The organism is Streptococcus sp. A34 (genome assembly GCF_043674115.1).
Lineage (GTDB): Bacteria > Bacillota > Bacilli > Lactobacillales > Streptococcaceae > Streptococcus > Streptococcus suis_V.
In genome coordinates this window covers 1-1115 of the sequence record NZ_JBIMJM010000071.1, presented here as the reverse complement: position 1 = coordinate 1115, position 1115 = coordinate 1, and the positions used below count along the sequence as shown (strand labels likewise).

Genomic DNA, 1115 nt, shown 5'->3' with positions numbered 1-1115 from the left:
CGTGGCGCGGTTATCCTTCGATATGTGACCACAGCACGGACACGTCCGGCTGGTGTTTTTCGGTGGAACGGCGATCAGGTGGCCACCATTCCATGCCAGCTTGTAATCGAGCTGGCAACGGAACTCAAACCAGCCTTGATCAAGAATGGCTTTATTCAGGCCTGACTTCGCCCTAACATTCCTACCCTGTTGCTCGGCGGTTCCTGCCGCTGATTTTGACATGTTTTTGACCTGCAAATCTTCAATACAGACTATCGCGTGGTTTTTGCTAATGTCGTTTGAGATTTTATGCAGGTAGTCACGGCGGCTGTTGCGGATATTGGAATGAATGCGCTGAACTTTGGCTTTGGCCTTTTTCCAGTTATTGCTGAATTTTACCTTGCGGCTCATGGCCTGCTGCGCCTTGCGCAAAGCGGTTTCGTGCCGTTTGAAACTGTTGAGCGGGGCGTAAAAACGGCCATCGGACAGGGTGGCAAAGCGGGCAATGCCCATGTCAATGCCGATGGCATCGCCCTGATGCACGGCAATTTCAACTTCCCGCTCGGTCTGGATCGATACATACCACTTACCACAAACCTGACTGACCGTGACGTTTTTAATCTCACCTTCCACCGTCCGGCTGTTGCGGTAACGCAGCCAGCCGAGCTTGTGCAGGAAGAGTCGATTATTGCCTTGCTCCAGTTTAACCCCTTGTGGATAGCGAAAGCTATCTGACTGACCCTTCTTTTTGAAGCGCGGGAAGTCTGCTCGTTTGGCAAAGAAATTTTTGTACGCCCGATCTAAATCTTTCAGCGACTGTTGCAGCGTTTGAGAAGGTGAATCAGACAGCCATTTTGTTTCTGGCTCTGCTTTCCATTGTGGTAACAGATTATTCAGTTCAAAGGCCGATAGTTTCTTTTCACCCTGCTCATGTCGTTCTTTTTGCAACGCCAGCGCCTTGTTGTAGATAAACCGACAAGCACCGGAGAAGCGGCGCATCTGGCGCTGCTGCTCTCCAGTGACAATCAGTTCGAATTTGTAGGCTTGCAGTCGTTGCATGGCTTGCTCATACTGTGTCAATACAACTCAATTATAGATTGGTCTATGGAAATTGAAAGCGATTTAAGGCATGGCAG

General features: G+C 49.8%; 1 protein-coding gene. It reads right to left on the bottom strand.

Annotation, left to right across the window (positions count from 1 at the left end):
* On the bottom strand, positions 1-1038 hold a 1038-nt coding region (locus ACHBGV_RS10245), incomplete at its 3' end, for an RNA-guided endonuclease InsQ/TnpB family protein (protein WP_394736276.1).
* Between the last annotated feature and the right edge of the window lie 77 nt (positions 1039-1115).